A 17,761-nucleotide genomic window follows, 5' to 3' on the forward strand; every position below is an offset into this window, starting at 1 on the left:
CGGCCTAGAGCCCCCCAAGCCAGCCGGTCGTCACACCCACCAACAGCAGCAAGAGCGCCAGATAGGCGATTTTCTGAAATCCCGTCGGCGTCATCGCTCCTCCCGTGCCGCTGGCAAAGATCGGACGCAGGGCCGCGCGCCCGGCATCATACGCGGTGACCCAGATTGATACCAGAACCGCGGAAATGGCAACGACCACGACCAGAAGCGCCAGAAATAGAAACAATCGCGTCATTCGCCCTCTCCCTGCGTGCAACATAGTTGCTCTGGGCGCGCTGTGCTAGGTCAGCGCGCCCAGATCGCCGCATCGGATCGGCCGGGCGGTGGCCGGCGATCAGCGCGCGCGGGGCGGCTTGCGCGGCCCGCGCGCCGGGGCGGGCCTGTCGCCCGGACCCGGTTTCGCCGGACGGGCGGAGGCCTTGGAGGAGGTGAAGGTCCTGGCGGGGGCCGCGCCTGTGCTCTCGGGGCGCTTGGGCGCGCCGGGTTTGCCCGCTTGCGATTTGGCCCCTCGCCGGGACCCGCTGTGCTTGACGCCGGCGGGTTTCTTCTTTTGCGCGGTGCCTTCGGGGTCGTCGCCCAGGCCAAGCTGGTCGCGCACCACCTTGCGGCGCAGTTCCTCGACCTCGCCGGGCTTGAGTTCGCCCAGTTGGAAAGGGCCATAGCTGATGCGGATCAGCCGGTTCACCGTCAACCCCACCTCGGCCAGCGCGCGGCGGATTTCGCGGTTCTTGCCTTCGCGCACGCCGATGGTCAGCCAGGCGTTGGCGCCCTGCTGGCGGTCCAGCGTCACGGTCATCGGCTGAAACGTCTCGCCATCCGCGACGACACCCCGGCGCAGCGGCTCCAGCATCTCGTCGGTGGGGCGGCCGTTGACGCGCACGCGGTAGCGCCGAAGCCATCCGGTGCTGGGCAGTTCCAGCCGCCGTTTCACGCCCCCGTCGTTGGTCAAAAGCAGCAACCCTTCGGAATTGATGTCGAGCCGGCCGATGCTCATCACGCGCGGCATGTCGTCGGGCAGGGCGTCGTAGATCGTGCCGCGTCCTTTTTCGTCGCGGTCCGTCGTCACCAGGTCCAGCGGCTTGTGATAGAGCCAGATGCGCGGCGGCTCCGGTTCGCCCACCTGCTTGCCATCGACCGTGATCCGGTCCGACGGCGTCACGTTGAGCGCGGGGCTGGTGATCTGCTTGCCGTTAACGCTGACGCGGCCGGCCTCGATCATGCGCTCGGCCTCGCGGCGGCTGGCGATGCCCGCGCGGCTGAGCACCTTGGCGATGCGGTCGCCGTCGGGGGTGTCGTTGGGCGTGCCGGTCGGAGTGTCGTTGGGTGTGTTGGCTGTCATGCGCCGCGTTTAGCCTGTTTCAATGGCTTGCGAAAGGGCACGCTTTGCCCGCATGTGGGGGCATGAATTTCCGATCCTACATGCAAGACGCGCTGGATGCCGCGCGCGCCGCCGGCAAGCGCGGCGAAGTGCCGGTGGGCGCGGTGGTGGTCGGCCCGGGCGGCGATGTCGTCGCCAAGGCAGGCAACCGCACCCGCGAGTTGAGCGATCCCACCGCCCATGCCGAGGTCCTGGCCATCCGCGCGGCCTGTGCGGCGCTGGGCAGCGAACGGTTGCCGGGCCATGATCTCTACGTGACGCTCGAGCCGTGCCCGATGTGCGCCGCGGTGATCTCCTTTGCGCGGATCGGGCGGCTGTATTATGGCGCGAGCGATCCGAAATCCGGCGGGGTCGCGCATGGCGCGCGGGTGTTTTCGCATCCGCAATGCCATCACGCGCCCGAAGTCTATGACGGTATCGCCGCCGCGGAGGGCGAGGCCCTGCTGCGGGGATTTTTCGCCTACAAGCGCGGCGGCGGCGGATCAGATCCCGAACAGTTCTGACGCGACCGCGGCGGGGGAGGAGGCGGAGGGCGCCTCGAGCCGGGCGATGGCGGGGGTCTGGCGCAGCCAGTCTTGGGTTTCGGCCAGCCGCACCATGAAATGCGCCAGATCCGCATGGCGGGTGCGGATCATGTCGCTGGGAATCACATCGGGCTGGACGACGTAATCGCCGGTTTCGACCCCCTCCATGAGCCATCCGGGCCGCACCGCCGTCCACAGGATCGCGGGATGATCGTGCAACTCGGCCTCCATCTCGGCCATCTGGTCGAACACCCGCGCGAGCCCCGCCATCGCGGGCAGCTTGAACCACAGGGGCCCGCGATTCGCCGTCGCGACGAAGCTTGCCGAGATGACGACTAGCCGGGCGACGCCCTCGGCCTCCATCGCCGCGCAGATCGCGCGGGTTCCCTGCGTGTAGAGCGGCGGTGGCGACAGCAGCGTCTTGGCGTCACGGCCCACGCCCAGACACGACAGGACGGCATCCGCACCCCTGACGTGGACACGCAGATCGTCGGTCAGCACATCGGCCGCGATACGGGTCACCTGCGGATCATCGGTGGGATAGGCGGGCAGGCTGTGATCCACGGCCCGCACCCTGTGGCCGCGCGCGCGGGCCTGCCGGACCGCCGCCTTGCCGGTGGCACCGGAGGCGCCGAAGATGACGAGCGTCAGCGGCTCGGGCGCGGGGGGGATGTCAGTGGTCACGGGCGCGGGCTCCTTTGCGGTGGTCCTGCCGGGTCAACGCAAGAGCCACGCGCCGTGTTCCGCCGCGACGACCGCGACCCTTGTCGCGCGCGCGCTTCAGAGGCTGATCGCTTTCATCACCTGCGGTTCGATCACATCGACGCCGGGCAGTCCGTCCACCAGCGTCTGCGCCGACTGTTCGAGCAGCGGAAAGGTCCGGTAATGGCAGGGGATCACGGTCTTGAAGTCGAAAAATCGCTTGGCGGCATAGACGGCCTCGGCCATGCCCATGGTGAAGTGGCCGCCCGCGCTGAGGATGCCGATGTCGGGTTTGTAGTAGTCCCCGATCCAGTCCATGTCGGCCATGATCCCGGTATCGCCCGAAACGTAGATGCAGTGCCCCTCGCCGCGCAGGATGAACCCGGTTTCCCGGCCAGCCGCGAGGTTGGGCGCCTGCTTGAGCGAATTGGAATGCATCGCGGGAACGATCGAGATCGCCAGCTTGCCCGCGCGGATCGTGCCGCCGATGTTGAAGCCCGTCGCCTCGAGCCCGTGTTCGTCGGCGAAATAGCCCATCAGTTCGACCATGCCCGCGACCGGTGCGCCGGTGGTCCTGGAGACGTGCACGATATCCGTGGCGTGATCGAAATGCCCATGCGTCAGCAGGATCTGCGTGGCGCCCGTCAACGCCGCGTCGTGCTGGTCCTCGGTCAGCATCGGGTTGCCGGTCAGCCAGGGGTCGATCAAGACCACCTGGTCTTCGATCTCGATCCGGAAACTGCCGTGTCCCAGCCAGATGATGTTCATTGTCCTTTTCCCCTGTTTTGGTCTTGTGATGTCCCAGACTAGCGCAGATCGCGCGCGTTGGAATGCCTCGGGCAGAGGTATTTTTCGCCAAAAGAAGCGGCAAGCCGGGGCAAAGCCGTCGGTTTGGCGGATTTGAGGAGGCGGGAGGCTTGCGAGCCACAGGCCGGAGCGGTAAACGGCGGGTCGAGGATACGAGGATATGCCCATGTCGATTGACGAAAGCACCGCCGCCCGGGTGGCGAAACTGGCCCGGATCAAGGTCGAGCCGCAGGCGCTGCCGGCGCTTGCCGCAGAGTTCAACACCATCCTCGGCTTTATCGAGCAGCTGTCGGAAGTGGATGTGGAGGGTGTGGAGCCGATGACCTCCGTGACGCCGCAGGTGTTGCGCCGACGCGCCGACGAGGTGACGGACGGCAACCAGCAAGACAAGATCCTGTCGAATGCGCCCGATGCGCGCGAAGGCTTTTTCGCGGTTCCGAAGGTGATGGAATGATGACCGATCTCAATTCGCTTGGCCTGTCGGGCGCGCGCGATGCGCTGCGCAAGGGCGACACGACCTCGAAGGAGCTGACCGAAGCCTGCCTGGCCGCGATCGAGGGGGCCGGTGCGCTCAATGCTTTCGTGCATCACACGCCGCAGATCGCGATGGACGCGGCGGCCGCGGCGGACGCGCGGATCGCGGGTGGCGATGCGCCCGCGATGTGCGGCCTGCCCATCGGCATCAAGGACCTGTTTTGCACAAGGGGCGTTCCCAGCCAGGCCGGCAGCCGGATCCTCGAGGGGTTCTTGCCCGAGTACGAATCAACGGTGAGCCAGAAGCTCGCCGATGCGGGCGCCGTGATGCTGGGCAAGCTCAACATGGACGAGTTCGCCATGGGCTCGTCGAACGAGACATCGGTTTACGGCAACGCGGTGAACCCCTGGCGACGCGGCAACGACGATGCGGCCCTGACCCCCGGCGGGTCGTCGGGCGGATCGGCGGCGGCCGTGGCGGCGGACCTGTGCCTTGCGGCCACGGGCACGGATACCGGCGGGTCGATCCGCCAGCCCGCGGCCTTTACCGGCACGGTGGGGATCAAGCCGACCTACGGGCGCTGTTCGCGCTGGGGCGTGGTGGCCTTTGCCTCCTCGCTCGACCAGGCGGGGCCGATGACCAAATCGGTGCGCGACGCGGCCATCATGCTTGAGGCGATGGCGGGGTTTGACCCCAAGGACAGCACCAGCGCCGAGCGCGCGGTGCCCGATTTCGAAGCGGCGATGACCGGTGACATCCGCGGCAAGACCATCGGCATTCCGCGGGAATACCGGATGGACGGGATGCCCGACGAGATCGAAGCGCTGTGGCAGGACGGCATCGCGATGATGAAGGACGCCGGCGCCAAGATCGTCGACATCAGCCTGCCGCACACCAAATACGCGCTGCCGGCCTATTACGTGATCGCGCCCGCCGAGGCCTCGTCGAACCTCGCGCGGTATGACGGTGTGCGCTATGGCCACCGCGCCAAGCTGCACCAGGGCGACGGCATCACCGAGATGTACGAAAAGACCCGCGCCGAGGGTTTCGGACCCGAGGTGCAGCGCCGGGTGATGATCGGCACCTACGTGTTGTCGGCGGGGTTCTACGACGCCTATTACAACCGCGCGCGCAAGGTGCGGACGCTGATCAAGCGCGATTTCGAGCAGGTGTTCGACCAGGGCATCGACGCGATCCTGACGCCCGCCACGCCCTCGGCGGCCTTCGGTCTGGGCGAGATGACGGATGCGGATCCGGTGGCGATGTATCTCAACGACGTGTTTACCGTGACGGTGAACCTTGCCGGTCTGCCGGGGATCTCGGTGCCCGCGGGGCTGGACAAGCAGGGGCTGCCGCTTGGCCTGCAACTGATCGGTCGCCCGTGGGAGGAAGCGGATCTGCTGTCTTCCGCTTATGCGCTGGAACAGGCGGCGGGCTTTGTGGCCAAACCGGGCAAATGGTGGTAGGCGCGCGGCACGATATGGATCCCAAGCACAGGCAGTTTGACCGATGATGACCCGTTTTGCCCTGACATTCTGCGCATTTGGCGTGCTCGCGGCCTGCCAGCCGGCCATCCCGGACAGCGGGGTGGGGTTTGACAATTCGGTGCTGGCGCAAAACCGCCGCGATGCCGCGCTGGGCGCCGGTGCGGCGATTCCGCAGGCGCCGTCGGTCGCCGAGAGCAGCCTTGCGTCCGCCGGGTTCGACGATGGCTCAGCCGAGGCGACGGCGGCGGAAACGGCGCGTGTTCTGGCCGCGACCCGGACGCCCGCCTCGGATACCGCGGCGGCCAATTCGGGGGTGGAGCCGGTGCAGGCCAGCCCCTCCAACCCGGCCCCACAGCAGTACGGCAGCGCCGGCATCTCGGACGAGAACAGCTTTGAGGCCGTTTCGGGCCGGGAGACCATCCAGAGCGACAAGGCCCGGATCGCCGCCAATCGGGCGCAATACGAGGTCATCGAGCCGGAGGCCCTGCCCAGCCGATCGGAGACGGGGCAGCCCAACATCGTGGCCTATGCCCTCAAAAGCCGTAATCCGCGCGGGCAGCAGATCTATCCGCGGCGCGGGTTCAACCTCGAATCCAAATCGGTGCGCAACTGCGCGCAGTTCGCCTCGCCCGATCAGGCGCAGATCGACTTTCTGGCGCGGGGCGGCCCTGAGCGGGACCGCAAGGCGCTCGATCCCGATGGCGACGGCTATGCCTGCGACTGGGATCCGACCCCCTTCCGGCGGGCGACCGAAGGCTGAGCGTCGTGCCGGCCGGCAGAGTGATCCGCCAGCGGCCCTCGCCGAATTTCGGTCCGCGCCGTGACGGGCTTTGCCCCAGCCTGATCGTGATCCACTACACCGCGATGGACAGTGCCGAGGCGGCCTGCGACCGGCTGTGCGATCCCGCGACGGAGGTCTCGGCGCATTACCTGGTCGCTGGCGACGGCGGTGTGACGCAGTTGGTGGATGAGGCGCAGCGCGCGTGGCACGCCGGGGCAGGGTCCTGGGCCGGGCAGGGCGACGTCAACTCGCGGTCCATCGGGATCGAGCTCGACAATCGCGGGACGCATCCCTTTGCCGCGCCCCAGATGGCCGCGCTCGAATGGCTTTTGCGGGGCATCATGGCGCGCTGGCGAATCCCGCCCGAGGGGGTGATCGGACATTCGGATATGGCGCCGGGCCGCAAGGCCGATCCCGGTCCGCGGTTCGATTGGGCGCGCCTTGCACGGCAGGGGCTTGCGGGCCACGCGGCCGGGCCAGCGGCCGCACCGGGCGAGATCACGGTCGATGCCTTTCACGCCGCTGCGCGCGACCTTGGCTTTCCCGCCGAAGTCGACACCCGGACGCTGCTAAGCGCCACGCGGCTGCGCTTTGCGCCCTGGCGCAGCGGGCCGTTGCAGCCTGCCGATTTCGCGCTCCACCACGGGCTGCGGCACGGCGCGCAGCCGGATACCGCCCCGTGACCGTCCGCCCCCGGCCCATTGGCGACAGACCCCCATTGACGTTGCGGCCATTAGGGCCCATTTGCATCGGTGCGCGGAAGGCTGGATGACCGCGGTCGCCGGGGCAACCCGAAGGTCGAGGAAAGTCCGGACTCCAGGAAGATACGGTGCCGGGTAACACCCGGGCGGGGCAACCCGACGGACAGCGCCACAGAAATGAAACCGCCGGTCGCGAAAGGTCGGGCAACCGAAACCACGCGGCAGGTAAGGGTGAAACGGTGGGGTAAGAGCCCACCGCGCCGCTGGCAACAGGGGCGGCACGGCAAGCCCCACCGGGAGCAATGCCAAATAGGGACCGCGCGCGCCGCCGCAAGGCGGGGCAGGGCCGCTTCTGCCCCAGCAGGTCCGGGTTGGCAGCTACAGCCGCGCAGGCAACTGCGCGGTCAGAGGAATGGTCATCGATGGGGGCAACCCCGGGACAGAATCCGGCTTACAGGCCTTCCGCGCGTTCATGGCCGTCCGGTGCGGTTTTCCTTCGAAGAAAACGGACCGGAATTTTCAGAAATTCCGGCTACAGGGGGCGAAGGCCGTCAAATTGCGGTTGACTCGGCACCACACATCACTAGAACCCAAAACTCAGGATTTCACGAGCCACCCCGGCGCGGGGTCATGCTTGTTTCAGGAGAAGTACCATGGCGAAGCCAACCACGATCAAGATCCGTCTGAACTCGTCCGCGGGCACAGGCCATTTCTACGTCACCAAAAAGAACGCGCGCACCATGACCGAAAAGATGGTCATCCGGAAATATGACCCCGTTGCGCGCAAGCATGTCGAATACAAGGAAGGCAAGATCAAGTAAGATCGCCTTCTGCCGCAGACACCGAAAGGCCGCGCATCACGCGCGGCCTTTTGCGTTTTGCCGCCACCCGAACACCCCGCGCAGGAGCAGACCCGCCCGATGCAGATACGCGCATCGACCCTTGCCGATCTGGCCGCCGTCGACGCCCTTCTGGCGCGGGTCTATCCGCGGCTGCTCAAGGCCGATTATCCGCCGTCGGTCCTGGTCACCGCACTGCCCCTCATCAGCCGCGCACAGCCCGCTTTGTTGCGCTGCGGCACCCACTACGTGGTCGAGGAGGAGGGCCGGATCCTTGGCGCAGGCGGCTGGACGCCAGACGCAGCGGACGGCGCCAGGGCGCATATCCGGCACCTTGTCGTGGATGACCGTGAGCAGCGCCGGGGCATTGCGCGCCGCATCGTCACGCGATGCGCCGCGCAGGCCCGCGCGGGGGGCGCTGCCGTGCTTGAATGCTGGTCCACCCGCACCGCCGTGCCCTTCTATGCCGCACTGGGATTCGAGACCTGCGGGCCCCTCAACGTGCCGTTGCGGGCGGGCATCGTCTTTCCCTCGGTGCGGATGATCCGTGCGCTCTGAACGGTGTCGGGTCGGCGGGCCACAAAAAAAACCGGCCCCCTTTCAGGAGCCGGCCACGAGACGTGTTGCGGGCTGTGCCGCTTATTCGCGATTGCCGAACAGTTGCAGCAGCATCATGAACATGTTGATGAAGTCCAGGTAGAGCCGCAGCGACCCCATGATCGCGGACTTGCCAAGCCACTCCGTGTCACCCTGACCGGCATGCGCCAGATACTCGTTCTTGATCTGCTGCGTGTCATAGGCGGTCAGACCGGCAAAGATCAGCACACCAAGAGCCGAGATCGCGAACATGATCGCGGGCGAGCCCAGGAAGATGTTGACGATCGATGCGACGATCAGGCCGACAACACCCATGATCAGGAAGCTGCCCCAGCCCGAGATGTCTTTTTTCGTGGTGTAGCCCCACAGCGACAGGCTGGCGAAGGCGATCGACGTGATCAGGAAGATCTGCGCGATCGAATAGCCGGTAAACACCAGGAAGATCGAGCTGATCGAGATGCCCATCACGGCTGCAAACACATAGAACAGCAACTGTGCGGTCGCCGCCGAAATGCGGTTGATGCCTGCACCAAGGCCGAACACGAAGGCCAGCGGCGCGAACATTACCACCCACTTGAGCGGCGACATATAAAGCGCCGCGCCAAGGCTGGTCAGGTATTTGTCGCTGCCGATCTGTGCCGCGGCCAGCGCGGGATCGGTCGTCACCGCAAGGCCGGAAATCGCCCAGGCGGCGGCAAAGGTGATCAGCATGCCCACGGACATCGTGCCGTAGACCTTGTTCATGTGGGCGCGCAGACCCTCGTCAATCTGGGCGGCGCGGGATCCGGCCGTTGTCCGGATTGTATTCACGTCTGCCATCTAGAACCTCCAATAGAAAACCAGTGCGCAGCAGACAAGCCTACTGCGCTCGAGTTGAATATCGGGGTCTCTCCGCGTCATTTCAAGGGTTTTCACTGCGCAAAGCGCCGCAGGCCGCCGAAAAGCGATTCCGGGCCCGTGCGCCGGACGCCAAAGCGGCGAAACGCTGCTGACAAATGCGTTTTTTGCAAACGATCACGCCGGTTTGCCACTGGCGGCGCGATGCCGCGCGGATCAGCGCGTCCAGGTCTGCGGCGCGTCCCAGAAGGGTCGGCTGGCTTCGGCCTTGGCCTGTGCGGCGGTCACGCCGATGTCATCGAGCGCCGTGGCGTCCAGACGGGCCAGCGCGCGGCGCGACCGCCACAGCGCCAGCCGCTGCGACAAGGACAGCGCAGGGACGGCAGGATGCACAAGGCGGGTGGGGCGGGCGAATAGGTCAAGCAGGGCCATGGGGCGTCTCCTATGGTGAGGTGTGATGCGTGATGCACTTTTCATCAAATTGCTTGATGTATATGGCGGTCTGTGATCTATTACAAAAACGAATATTTGTGACCTTTTACATTCCGGGTGGTGATATGCGAAATCTGGACGTGACGACGCTGCGCTCTTTCATGGCGGTTGCCGATTCCGGGGGCGTGACCCGCGCCGCCGGGTTCTTGCACCTGACGCAGTCGGCCGTGTCGATGCAACTCAAGCGGTTGGAGGAGACATTGGGCCTCGATCTGCTGGACCGGTCGGGGCGGGGCATCGCCCTGACTGCCAACGGCGAGCAGTTGCTGGTCTATGCCCGCCGTATGGTGGCCCTGAACGACGAGGTGATCGCCAAGTTGACCGATCAGGCCTACGAGGGCGAAATCACCCTCGGCGTGCCGCATGACATCGTCTATCCGTCGATTCCCCAGGTTCTCAAGCAATTCAACGCGGCGTTCCCGCGGGTGCGCGTGCATCTGGTGTCGTCCTACACACGGGCGCTGCGCGACCAGTTCGCGCGCGGCGAATGCGACCTGATCCTGACCACCGAAACCGACGCCGCCCCCGAGGCGGAAACACTGGCCCTGCGTCCGCTGTGCTGGATCGGCGCGCCGGGCGGCACCGCATGGCGGCAGCGTCCGTTGCGGCTGGCGTTTTGCCGCTATTGCACGTTCCGGCCCAAGGTGGTCGAGGCGCTGGAGGCCGCCGGAATCTCGTGGGACATGGCGGTCGAGACGGAATCAGACCGCACCGTCGAGGCCACGGTCAGCGCGGATCTGGCCGTGCACACGATGATCGAAGGCACCGAACCGCCACACCTTGAGCGGATCGACCACAACGGCGCCTTGCCGGATCTGCCGCTTCAGCACATCAACCTCTACGGCGCGCAGACCTCGCGCGGGGTGGTGACCGACACGTTGGCGGATTTCCTGCGCCGCGCCTTTGCGGGTGCCGGGGTCAGCCGGCTCAAGGCGGGCTGAGCACGCCGGCGTGGCGCGCGCAGGAGTCCCGCAATGCGTGCATTTTCACAAAGTTGACCAGGCCCCGCTCCGTATCGGCGGCAATTGGCCGACCGATGTCTTGCCGTGCCGCAGACGGGGATCATCGCGCGGGGTCGGGGTGCGCTACCGGACCCGGTCAGAGAATCACACGACCCCGCGCCCGGCGGCGCGCGGAGACCAACGCATTGAAAAACAATCCTAAGTTGATTCCGGTCCGGAAATGTGCGATCATCTAGAAATTGGTAAACGGACTCTCTGGATTGGTCGAACATGACACCGCCCGTTGATTTCATGGTTCTGTGATGACCTGCCTTCGCGCATGTCGCCCTGAGGTTGAAGCGCTTTGTTTTATTAGCGGTTGATCGATTCCATGGTTCCCGTACATTGGTCTTGGCCGCAAATTTCAGGGCTACAAAGAATTATCTGGCCGACCGATGACGCGTAATTTCACGCTGGCCATCACGGCACGACAAAAAGGAAACCGTATCATGGCCCATGAGGTGGATGTTCATGTTGGACAGCGCATTCGTCAGCGTCGATGGCTGATCGGCATGACCCAGCAAAAGCTTGCTGAGATGGTCGGGATCAAGTTCCAGCAGATTCAGAAGTACGAAACCGGGGCGAACCGGGTCAGCGCGTCGCGTCTTTGGGATATTGCCGATGCGCTTTCGGTGGATGTGGCGTTCTTTTTCGAGGGGTTGAAAGCCGAAGGCAAGGGGCCCGCGCCGTCGTCGGACCTGCCGATGGACACGATGGCCGACAAGGAGGCGATGGACCTCGTGCGGTCGTACTATGCCATTCCCGAACATCAGCGCCGACGCCTGTTCGAATTGGCCCGCGTTCTGAGCGACGTCGCCTAAAGACGCGGCGGTGCTCCCCGGCGTCGGCACCACTGCCGCGATGTGACTTGCGACGTTGTGCCGAACATGGCATGCGTCGTTATGTCCAGTCTCACACGACAATTTCCCCCCGATATCGACCGCGTGGCGCAGGCGATGGCCGATGCTGCCCGCGAGGCGATCCTGCCGTGGTTTCGCCACGCCACGCTTGCCGCCGACAACAAGCTCGACACCGGGTACGACCCCGTCACCCAAGCGGATCGCGCGGGTGAAAAAGCCATGCGCGCCGTGCTGGCGCGGTATCGGCCCGACGACGCGATCGTGGGCGAGGAATTCGGCCACAGCCCCGGCACCAGCGGCTACACCTGGGTGCTGGACCCGATCGACGGGACACGCGGCTTTGTGTCCGGCACACCGACGTGGGGGGTGCTGATCGCGTTGTCGGATGCGTCCGGGCCGGTCTATGGCATGATCGATCAGCCCTATATCGGCGAACGGTTCGTCGGGCATTCGGGGGCCGCGCATCTGACCGGCCCGCGCGGCCACGGCCCGATCACGACCCGCGCCGCCCGCGATCTGGGCGACGCGACCCTCTTCACCACATTCCCCGAGGTCGGCACGGCGGAGGATGGCCGCGCCTTTCACGCCGTCGCCGCCCGGGCGCGGCTGACCCGCTATGGCATGGATTGCTACGCCTATGCGCTGCTGGCGTCCGGCCAGATCGACCTGGTGATCGAGGCGGGACTGAACGCCTACGACATCCAGGCGCCCATCGCCCTGATCGAGGCCGCGGGCGGGATCGTGACGGATTGGCAGGGCGGCCCGGCGCATGAGGGCGGTCGCGCTATCGCCGCGGCAAACCGCCAGATCCATGCGCAGGCGCTGGCGTTGCTGCAATCCAGCCTGACATGACCGAAACCCTGATCCGCGGCGCGGACACCCTGCTGACGATGGACGACAGCCGCCGCGAACTGGCGGGCGCCGACGTGCTGATCCGCGATGGCGCGATCGCGGGCGTGGGCGCTGGGCTTGCCACCACCGGCGACGTGATCGACGCGGCGGGCTGCATCGTCACGCCGGGGCTGGTCAACACCCATCACCACCTCTTTCAATCGCTCACGCGCGCGGTGCCCGGCGGGCAGGACGCGCTCTTGTTCGGGTGGCTCAAGGCGCTCTACCCGATCTGGGCGCGGTTCACGCCCGATCATGTGCACACCTCGGCGCAGGTGGGATTGGCGGAACTCGCGTTGTCGGGGTGCAGCCTCAGCGCCGATCACCTCTATCTCTATCCCGGCGCTGTCCGGCTCGAGGACACGATTCACGCCGCCGCCGAACTGGGCCTGCGATTCCATCCGACGCGTGGCGCGATGAGCATCGGTGTCTCGAACGGCGGCCTGCCCCCGGATGCGCTCGTCGAATCCGAAACCGCGATCCTCGACGACTGCCTGCGCGTGATCGACGCGTTTCACGATCCCGCCGAGGGGGCGATGTGCCGCGTGGGTGTGGCACCCTGTTCGCCCTTTTCGGTCAGCCCCGATCTGATGCGCGACTCCGCCCTGCTGGCGCGGGACAAGGGGGTGATGATGCACACCCACTTGGCCGAAAACGACGAGGACGTCGCCTATTCGCTGGCGCAATTCGGCTGCCGTCCGGGGCAATACGCCGAAAGCCTGGGCTGGGTCGGGCGCGATGTCTGGCATGCCCATTGCGTCAAGCTGGCTCCGGATGAAATCGCGCTGTTTGCGGCGACGGGAACCGGCGTCGCGCATTGTCCCTGCTCCAACTGCCGCCTGGGCAGCGGGATTGCCCCGGTGCAGGCGATGCAGCGTGCTGGCGTGCGCGTCGGCCTTGGGGTCGATGGATCGGCCAGCAACGACGCGGGCAACCTGATGGCAGAGGCGCGCCAGGCGATGCTGCTGCAGCGCGTGGCGCTGGGGGCCGACGCGATGGGCGCGCGCGCCGCCCTCGAGCTTGCGACGCGGGGCGGGGCGGACCTGCTGGGGCGGCCCGACTGCGGCCGGATCAGCATCGGCGCACGCGGCGACATCGCGATCTGGGATGTGCGCGGCATCGAAAGCGCGGGCAGCTGGGATCCCGCGGCGCTGCTTCTGGCGGGCCCGACGACGGTGCGCGATCTGCTGGTGGAGGGACGGCGGATTGTCGCGGACGGACAGGTGGCCACCGTTGACATGGCCGCCCTGATTGCCCGACAAAATGCCATGGCGCGCGACCTTCGAACCACCCTGTGACCCGTCTTGCCCTGGCCTTGGCGCTCTGGGCCTGCCTGCCGGCGATGGCCGTGGCCGATCGCGCCGCCCTGTCCGCGGTGAACGGCTACCGTGCACAGCAGGGGCGCGCGCCGCTGTCCTATTCCACGGCGCTGGACCGTGCCGCACAGGCCCATGCCGACGACATGGCGCGGCGCGGGTATTTTTCGCATGACGGTGCGGACGGTTCGACCGTGGGCAGCCGTGTTGCGGCGCAGGGTTACGGCTGGTGCGTGGTGGCCGAAAACATCGCCAAGGGCCAGCGCGACCTTGCCGCTGTGATGCAGGCCTGGATCGCGTCGCCCGGCCATCGCCGCAACCTGCGCAACCGGGATGTCACGCAATTCGCGCTAGCCCAAGGGGCGGGGCGGGTTTGGGTCATGATCCTGGCGGCGCCGGGATGCTGAACGCGCCCCATACTCCGGGCCGGGTGCATCGCTGATCAGTCGGCGGCGTCCGCAGGCGTGTAGGTCACGATGGGCCATTCTTCCTGCCGCAACGCCGTCATGGCCAGCCACACGGTGCCGTCACCGAACCGCGCGCGGCACCATGGCCCGTCGGATGTGGACAGGCACTGGTTCACACGCACGTTGGTTCCGGCGGCGATGCTGCCAAGGATCGGGGCGTCGCGCCGCGGTTGCGCGCGGGCGTTCAACGTCGCCAGCGTCGTGACCTCGGCAAAGCCCGCGTCGGCGTCGATCTCGGGCAGGCCAAGATCGGATTGATCCGCGCAGTCCTGCGTGAAGCCAAGATAGAAACACCGATGCTTGCGCAATGCCGCCGCGATCTTGACGCTGTTGCCGTCGCCCTGCGCACGCTCGACCACAAGGCTGTCGCCGCTCTGACTGAAATCACCGGTCACGCGGAACTGGTTGCCGCCCAACACGGCGATCTCGCCACCCTCGGCGGCCAGAATGATGCGCCCTTCGTCGATCGACCACGTCGAAACGGTATCAAGCGGCATGGCGCAGCCGGCGGTGCTGGCGGTGGGGGCGCTGTCGGTCGCATCCGCGTTCAGGTTCAGTTTGCAGGTCTGGCTGCCATCGCGCATCGCGGCGTCAAAGACGTACCATTCGCCCGAAAACGCCTCGATGAAATCGCTTTCCGACTGGGCGAACGCAGGGGTGGAAACCGCGATCCCGGCACATAGAAACGCAAGCGCGCGCAATGATTTAGTCATGAATGTCGTCCTGTCTTGAAGTCAAAGAATTATTTCGTCGCGGGCATGACCGTGGTGCTTGCCGATCCGATTTCGACGCCCTGCGACACCAGCGTCAAGGTGACCGTCAGCGACAGATCCGGTTGTGCGGACAGTGTGGTGGTGGCGACGATATCCTCGCTGCCCGCAGTGACGGAAATATCGCGGCTCTGGCTGGTTCTTGTGCGCCCGGCGCTGTCGGATTTGTCGATTTCCAGTCTGGCCGTGACCTTGCCGGCGTCCATCCCCCGCACCCGGCCCGAGATTTCCAGCGCGCCGCCGGCGGGACGGATGTCGATATCTGCAAGGGCCAGGGGCGCCGCATCGGCAGGCGTGGCCGCCCCAAGGGCCGCCGCGGCAAACAGGCCGAGGATCGCGGAACGCGTCATCGGGCGGTCCTTCAGTTGCTGAACTGGTTGATAATCACAGTGCCGCCGTTCGATGCGACCGTCGGGGCGGCGGTGATGTTGCTGCCGGTCTGCGTCAGCGTGACATTCGTGTTGGCCCCGGTGACGACAAGGCCGGTGTTGTTGTTGTTCCCGGTCTGCACAAGGCGTCCGAACGCATCGGTGCCCGAAACCTCGACCGATCCGACGTTTCCGTTGCCGGTCTGTTCGAGAAGACCAGAGGCCCGGAGGCCATCGACGGTGATGCCGCCGCTGTTGGAAATTCCGGTCTGCGTGATGACCCCCGTCGCCAGCAAGCCACCCAGATCGACGTTGGCGCTGTTGCCGTTCTGGGGCAGGTACACCGAGGACGTCTGGTTCAGGGCGACCTGACCCTGAGACCCGCTGATCCGGATATCGGCGGCGTTGCCGGGCCCGGTCTGGGTTGCGGAGGTCGATGTCGACCCAAGGGCACCGGACACGATCGATCCGTCGGCGCGGGACTGGTCCACGAAAAGCGTGTTGCCGACCGCCCCGGCAAGGCTGCTGTCTTGCGTGATGAACAGTTTGTTTCCGTCCGCGAAACTGGCGCCGGCCATCAAAAGAACCGCTGCGCTGGCAAGAAACGTGAGACCGGATCGCTGAAGCATGTGACTATCCAAAATTGCTAAAATATTGGCGATTTTGTATCACATGCTCTGGCTTATGACTATCATATTGTTCTGGCCGGTCTGGCTGAACACGGCACGGTTGCCGTGGCCCGCCTGCGCCACGCTGGCTTGGTTGGACGTGCCGGTGATGCGGCCTTGCGCGATGTTCATCGACCCTGACTGGCGCACTGCAAACAGGTTGTCATTGCCAAAGACCGCGAGCGACACGGTCTGCGCGCGGCCCGATTGTTCGATCCGGCCGGGCGTCAGCGGGCCGAACCAATCGGTTGCCGACAGGGGCGCCTCGCGCAGGCCGCCATTGCGGTTGCCGGCGATGGTGATCGTGGCCACATGGCCCTGATCCGGCGTCTGCAGGATCGACAGAAGGTTATCCGTGCCGGTATCGACGATGCTGAGCAGGTTGGCGGGGTTGATCGCCGATGACGGGGCCACCGGCTCGGCCAGCGCCATTGGCGATGCCAGCGCCACCGCCAGCGTCATGGCCCATTTGGCCGCCTGAAGGGATTTGGGAAAATGATTGGTCATAAATGCCTCATTGGTCTTGCTCGGTCGTCATTGCGACAGATGAACAGTGACCCATGAAACAGGCGTATTGATGATGGCTTTGTGGCCATTCGCACCGGAACGCGGCACGATTGTGGCAACACGCCCTGCGGCGCGCATGAAAAAGGCGGCCCGCGGCCGCCTTCTGGTCAGGTGATCGTCAGGGCTGCTGTGCGTGGGTTAACCGACGGTTTCGCCGGTCACCGGCCCGACGGGCGGCAGCGGCGGCGCGGCTGGCTGCGGCGCGGACTGGCGCGGCGCCAACTGACGTTCCTGCACCGTCGACCGCGCGGCGCTGGACCGGCGAATCGGGCGCGTGTCAACCGTGCGGGCCGGGTTGGCGGTGTCGGGGCGCGGGATCGACCGGGCCGTGCTCGGGATGTTGCCCTGATATTTCTGCAACCGGTAGTTGGAGACATACTGGCTTCCGGCGGACGTGTTCTCGAACGACCAGATGCCAAGCTCGGTGCCTTCGGCGATCAGCGCCATCACCGCTTTTTCGATGGCCTGCTCCACCGCGACCTGGCGCGGCTCGTTGGTGGCGATACCGGCTTCGGCCTCAAGCAGTTCATCCAGCGCCACATAGCGGAAGATCGATCCGCGGTCGGCCACCGATGCGATGGGCTTGCGCACCACGACGCTGGCCAGCACCTCGCCGGAATCGGTGGAGATCGCGCGCAGCGACACGGTCACCATGTCCAGTTTCCACTTGCGATCGCCGCCGATGCCAAGGTAGCGCGCCCCGAAGCCGCCGGTCACGGTGTTGCTGTCATAGCCGATGATCCCGCCCTGCAAAATGATGCCCGAATGGTCCAGCGGCGCCAGCGCGTTGGGGTTCACATCCTGTTCGCCGCGATAGATCCGGCGCATTTCGGTGACGATCTGGCGTTCGCGGATCAACGATTCGAGGTTGGAGCGGTCAAGAACCGAAAACCACCGCCGCTCGCCCGCGTCCTGAAGCGCCTTGATCAGCATTGGCGCGCCACCCTGTGTGACCGCCCGCGACAACGACTGCACGTTGGTCGGCTCCTCGTACTGGCCGGTGAGGTCGGGGAAATCATAGACCGACACCGTCACGCGGCGCTGCGGCGCGGGAACCTCGCGCAGGGCGCGGTTTTGCGATGTGATCATGCTGAATTCGGCGCGATACTGGCTTTCGGTCAGATCGTTGATGTCGGCGCATGCACCCAGGCCCAGCATCAGGCTGCCTGCGGTGAACATTTTTAGAATACGGCCACTGAACATTTCTTACGTCCTTACAAATTCACGAAAATA

General features: G+C 66.0%; 23 protein-coding genes and 1 other RNA gene. 13 read left to right on the forward strand and 11 right to left on the reverse strand.

All coding sequences use genetic code 11. The features are described from left to right. Positions 1–4 precede the first annotated feature (4 nt). Positions 5–235: a hypothetical protein gene (locus tag FDT80_RS13970; RefSeq protein WP_138662916.1), complete on the reverse strand. Its 231-nt coding sequence runs from the start codon at positions 233–235 to the stop codon at positions 5–7. Between the two features lie 99 nt (positions 236–334). Further along, complete coding sequence (locus FDT80_RS13975) at positions 335–1,339, reverse strand: pseudouridine synthase (RefSeq protein WP_138662917.1); 1,005 nt, start codon at positions 1,337–1,339, stop codon at positions 335–337. Between the two features lie 62 nt (positions 1,340–1,401). Here FDT80_RS13975 and FDT80_RS13980 point away from each other — a divergent pair, with 62 nt between their 5' ends. After that, positions 1,402–1,881 (forward strand): nucleoside deaminase, encoded by a 480-nt coding sequence (locus FDT80_RS13980; RefSeq protein ID WP_138662918.1) that lies wholly within the window; start codon positions 1,402–1,404, stop codon positions 1,879–1,881. On the opposite strand, the gene FDT80_RS13985 is transcribed toward FDT80_RS13980, so the two are convergent. After that, positions 1,861–2,586: an NAD(P)-dependent oxidoreductase gene (locus tag FDT80_RS13985; protein ID WP_246039958.1), complete on the reverse strand. Its 726-nt coding sequence runs from the start codon at positions 2,584–2,586 to the stop codon at positions 1,861–1,863. The genes FDT80_RS13980 and FDT80_RS13985 overlap by 21 nt on opposite strands. A 96-nt stretch (positions 2,587–2,682) precedes the next feature. Then, complete coding sequence (locus tag FDT80_RS13990; protein ID WP_138662919.1) at positions 2,683–3,372, reverse strand: metal-dependent hydrolase; 690 nt, start codon at positions 3,370–3,372, stop codon at positions 2,683–2,685. Positions 3,373–3,577: 205 nt separating this feature from the next. On the opposite strand from FDT80_RS13990, the gene gatC reads away from it, so the two are divergent. The 7 genes from gatC (at position 3,578) to FDT80_RS14025 (ending at position 8,252) form a co-directional block, all read left to right on the forward strand. Next, positions 3,578–3,865: an Asp-tRNA(Asn)/Glu-tRNA(Gln) amidotransferase subunit GatC gene (gene gatC, locus FDT80_RS13995; RefSeq protein ID WP_138662920.1), complete on the forward strand. Its 288-nt coding sequence runs from the start codon at positions 3,578–3,580 to the stop codon at positions 3,863–3,865. Further along, the gene (gatA, locus tag FDT80_RS14000) at positions 3,865–5,352 is read left to right on the forward strand and encodes an Asp-tRNA(Asn)/Glu-tRNA(Gln) amidotransferase subunit GatA (RefSeq protein ID WP_138662987.1); all 1,488 of its coding nucleotides are present in this window, start codon (positions 3,865–3,867) and stop codon (positions 5,350–5,352) included. The genes gatC and gatA overlap by 1 nt, the downstream gene beginning before the upstream one ends. A gap of 43 nt (positions 5,353–5,395) precedes the next feature. After that, a complete protein-coding gene (locus FDT80_RS14005; protein WP_138662921.1) occupies positions 5,396–6,133 on the forward strand; it encodes an excalibur calcium-binding domain-containing protein in 738 nt (245 codons plus the stop codon). Positions 6,134–6,138: 5 nt separating this feature from the next. After that, positions 6,139–6,837, forward strand: coding sequence for an N-acetylmuramoyl-L-alanine amidase (locus tag FDT80_RS14010; protein ID WP_246039959.1), 699 nt, complete (start codon positions 6,139–6,141; stop codon positions 6,835–6,837). 73 nt (positions 6,838–6,910) lie between these two features. After that, positions 6,911–7,325, forward strand: an RNA gene (gene rnpB / locus FDT80_RS14015) — RNase P RNA component class A. A gap of 183 nt (positions 7,326–7,508) precedes the next feature. Beyond that, a complete protein-coding gene (gene rpmG / locus FDT80_RS14020; RefSeq protein WP_013961079.1) occupies positions 7,509–7,676 on the forward strand; it encodes a 50S ribosomal protein L33 in 168 nt (55 codons plus the stop codon). Positions 7,677–7,775: 99 nt separating this feature from the next. Further along, on the forward strand, positions 7,776–8,252 hold the full coding sequence (locus FDT80_RS14025) for a GNAT family N-acetyltransferase (RefSeq protein ID WP_138662922.1): 477 nt from the start codon (positions 7,776–7,778) through the stop codon (positions 8,250–8,252). A gap of 81 nt (positions 8,253–8,333) precedes the next feature. On the opposite strand, the gene FDT80_RS14030 is transcribed toward FDT80_RS14025, so the two are convergent. Together FDT80_RS14030 and FDT80_RS14035 are read right to left on the reverse strand one after the other, a co-directional pair. Further along, positions 8,334–9,110 carry a Bax inhibitor-1/YccA family protein gene (locus FDT80_RS14030; RefSeq protein WP_138662923.1) on the reverse strand — a complete coding sequence of 259 codons (777 nt, stop codon included), beginning with the start codon at positions 9,108–9,110 and terminating at the stop codon, positions 8,334–8,336. A gap of 234 nt (positions 9,111–9,344) precedes the next feature. Continuing rightward, a complete protein-coding gene (locus tag FDT80_RS14035; RefSeq protein WP_138662924.1) occupies positions 9,345–9,560 on the reverse strand; it encodes a DUF1127 domain-containing protein in 216 nt (71 codons plus the stop codon). 125 nt (positions 9,561–9,685) lie between these two features. Here FDT80_RS14035 and FDT80_RS14040 point away from each other — a divergent pair, with 125 nt between their 5' ends. From FDT80_RS14040 to FDT80_RS14060, 5 genes are all read left to right on the forward strand, one after another. Then, the gene (locus FDT80_RS14040; RefSeq protein ID WP_138662925.1) at positions 9,686–10,561 is read left to right on the forward strand and encodes a LysR family transcriptional regulator; all 876 of its coding nucleotides are present in this window, start codon (positions 9,686–9,688) and stop codon (positions 10,559–10,561) included. 509 nt (positions 10,562–11,070) lie between these two features. Further along, on the forward strand, positions 11,071–11,442 hold the full coding sequence (locus FDT80_RS14045) for a helix-turn-helix domain-containing protein (RefSeq protein ID WP_138662926.1): 372 nt from the start codon (positions 11,071–11,073) through the stop codon (positions 11,440–11,442). An 81-nt stretch (positions 11,443–11,523) separates the two neighbouring features. Further along, on the forward strand, positions 11,524–12,333 hold the full coding sequence (gene hisN / locus FDT80_RS14050) for a histidinol-phosphatase (RefSeq protein WP_138662927.1): 810 nt from the start codon (positions 11,524–11,526) through the stop codon (positions 12,331–12,333). After that, a complete protein-coding gene (locus tag FDT80_RS14055) occupies positions 12,330–13,670 on the forward strand; it encodes an 8-oxoguanine deaminase (RefSeq protein ID WP_138662928.1) in 1,341 nt (446 codons plus the stop codon). The genes hisN and FDT80_RS14055 overlap by 4 nt, the downstream gene beginning before the upstream one ends. Further along, complete coding sequence (locus tag FDT80_RS14060) at positions 13,667–14,095, forward strand: CAP domain-containing protein (protein ID WP_246039960.1); 429 nt, start codon at positions 13,667–13,669, stop codon at positions 14,093–14,095. Before FDT80_RS14055 ends, FDT80_RS14060 begins: the two co-directional genes overlap by 4 nt. Before the next feature lie 35 nt (positions 14,096–14,130). On the opposite strand, the gene FDT80_RS14065 is transcribed toward FDT80_RS14060, so the two are convergent. From FDT80_RS14065 to FDT80_RS14085, 5 genes are all read right to left on the reverse strand, one after another. Then, entirely contained in the window at positions 14,131–14,868 is a 738-nt protein-coding gene (locus FDT80_RS14065; RefSeq protein WP_138662929.1) for an SH3 domain-containing protein, read from the reverse strand. 29 nt (positions 14,869–14,897) lie between these two features. Further along, positions 14,898–15,275: a curli-like amyloid fiber formation chaperone CsgH gene (gene csgH, locus FDT80_RS14070; RefSeq protein WP_138662930.1), complete on the reverse strand. Its 378-nt coding sequence runs from the start codon at positions 15,273–15,275 to the stop codon at positions 14,898–14,900. Between the two features lie 11 nt (positions 15,276–15,286). Continuing rightward, positions 15,287–15,922: a type 2 periplasmic-binding domain-containing protein gene (locus tag FDT80_RS14075; RefSeq protein ID WP_138662931.1), complete on the reverse strand. Its 636-nt coding sequence runs from the start codon at positions 15,920–15,922 to the stop codon at positions 15,287–15,289. Between the two features lie 39 nt (positions 15,923–15,961). Next, positions 15,962–16,468 (reverse strand): hypothetical protein, encoded by a 507-nt coding sequence (locus tag FDT80_RS14080; protein ID WP_138662932.1) that lies wholly within the window; start codon positions 16,466–16,468, stop codon positions 15,962–15,964. A 198-nt stretch (positions 16,469–16,666) separates the two neighbouring features. Beyond that, positions 16,667–17,731 (reverse strand): CsgG/HfaB family protein, encoded by a 1,065-nt coding sequence (locus FDT80_RS14085; protein ID WP_138662933.1) that lies wholly within the window; start codon positions 17,729–17,731, stop codon positions 16,667–16,669. Positions 17,732–17,761 lie beyond the last annotated feature (30 nt).

The organism is Sulfitobacter sabulilitoris (assembly GCF_005887615.1).
GTDB classification, from domain to species: Bacteria; Pseudomonadota; Alphaproteobacteria; order Rhodobacterales; family Rhodobacteraceae; genus Sulfitobacter_E; species Sulfitobacter_E sabulilitoris.

Bases quoted from the DNA above. Each gene is read 5' to 3' on its own strand.
- FDT80_RS13980 (WP_138662918.1), top strand. From the start codon at position 1,402: ATGAATTTCCGATCCTACATGCAAGACGCGCTGGATGCCGCGCGCGCC.
- FDT80_RS13975 (WP_138662917.1), bottom strand. From the start codon at position 1,339: ATGACAGCCAACACACCCAACGACACTCCGACCGGCACGCCCAACGAC.
- FDT80_RS14005 (WP_138662921.1), top strand. From the start codon at position 5,396: ATGATGACCCGTTTTGCCCTGACATTCTGCGCATTTGGCGTGCTCGCG.
- gatA (WP_138662987.1), top strand. From the start codon at position 3,865: ATGACCGATCTCAATTCGCTTGGCCTGTCGGGCGCGCGCGATGCGCTG.
- rpmG (WP_013961079.1), top strand. From the start codon at position 7,509: ATGGCGAAGCCAACCACGATCAAGATCCGTCTGAACTCGTCCGCGGGC.
- FDT80_RS14045 (WP_138662926.1), top strand. From the start codon at position 11,071: ATGGCCCATGAGGTGGATGTTCATGTTGGACAGCGCATTCGTCAGCGT.
- FDT80_RS14030 (WP_138662923.1), bottom strand. From the start codon at position 9,110: ATGGCAGACGTGAATACAATCCGGACAACGGCCGGATCCCGCGCCGCC.
- FDT80_RS13970 (WP_138662916.1), bottom strand. From the start codon at position 235: ATGACGCGATTGTTTCTATTTCTGGCGCTTCTGGTCGTGGTCGTTGCC.
- hisN (WP_138662927.1), top strand. From the start codon at position 11,524: ATGTCCAGTCTCACACGACAATTTCCCCCCGATATCGACCGCGTGGCG.
- FDT80_RS14055 (WP_138662928.1), top strand. From the start codon at position 12,330: ATGACCGAAACCCTGATCCGCGGCGCGGACACCCTGCTGACGATGGAC.
- csgH (WP_138662930.1), bottom strand. From the start codon at position 15,275: ATGACGCGTTCCGCGATCCTCGGCCTGTTTGCCGCGGCGGCCCTTGGG.
- FDT80_RS13990 (WP_138662919.1), bottom strand. From the start codon at position 3,372: ATGAACATCATCTGGCTGGGACACGGCAGTTTCCGGATCGAGATCGAA.
- gatC (WP_138662920.1), top strand. From the start codon at position 3,578: ATGTCGATTGACGAAAGCACCGCCGCCCGGGTGGCGAAACTGGCCCGG.
- FDT80_RS14080 (WP_138662932.1), bottom strand. From the start codon at position 16,468: ATGACCAATCATTTTCCCAAATCCCTTCAGGCGGCCAAATGGGCCATG.
- FDT80_RS14035 (WP_138662924.1), bottom strand. From the start codon at position 9,560: ATGGCCCTGCTTGACCTATTCGCCCGCCCCACCCGCCTTGTGCATCCT.
- FDT80_RS14065 (WP_138662929.1), bottom strand. From the start codon at position 14,868: ATGACTAAATCATTGCGCGCGCTTGCGTTTCTATGTGCCGGGATCGCG.
- FDT80_RS14075 (WP_138662931.1), bottom strand. From the start codon at position 15,922: ATGCTTCAGCGATCCGGTCTCACGTTTCTTGCCAGCGCAGCGGTTCTT.
- FDT80_RS14085 (WP_138662933.1), bottom strand. From the start codon at position 17,731: ATGTTCAGTGGCCGTATTCTAAAAATGTTCACCGCAGGCAGCCTGATG.
- FDT80_RS14025 (WP_138662922.1), top strand. From the start codon at position 7,776: ATGCAGATACGCGCATCGACCCTTGCCGATCTGGCCGCCGTCGACGCC.
- FDT80_RS14040 (WP_138662925.1), top strand. From the start codon at position 9,686: ATGCGAAATCTGGACGTGACGACGCTGCGCTCTTTCATGGCGGTTGCC.